The organism is Tritonibacter sp. SIMBA_163 (assembly GCF_046535935.1).
Taxonomy (GTDB): Bacteria; Pseudomonadota; Alphaproteobacteria; order Rhodobacterales; family Rhodobacteraceae; genus Epibacterium; species Epibacterium scottomollicae.
Genome location: NZ_JAWJBP010000384.1, coordinates 1 through 276, shown reverse-complemented (window position 1 = coordinate 276; position 276 = coordinate 1). Strand labels below are relative to the sequence as shown.

At 63.0% G+C, this 276-nt stretch carries 1 pseudogene; it reads right to left on the bottom strand.

The features are described 5' to 3' along the window. Positions 1–261 (bottom strand): annotated as a pseudogene (locus R0J92_RS22825) (MFS transporter); the annotation flags it as partial. Positions 262–276: the final 15 nt, after the last annotated feature.

Genomic DNA, 276 nt, shown 5'->3' with positions numbered 1-276 from the left:
ATAGCCAATCGTCCACAGGGCAAGGAATCCCCCAACGCCTTCGAAGGTCCAATTGAGCGTGCCGTATAGGAAGATCGGCAGGCCGACGACGAACCACACGTCGCGCGCGCCGAACAGGAAGAACCGCGCCGCGGACAGGATGTTGACTCCCCTAGACTTAGCCAGCATCCCGCGGAATGGTGGCTTTTCCTTCATGCGCCCAAGATCGCCCGGCACGAAGGCGACCGATCCGGCCAGAACCAGGGCCAGCACGCTGGCCATCGCCCACAGTCCTGG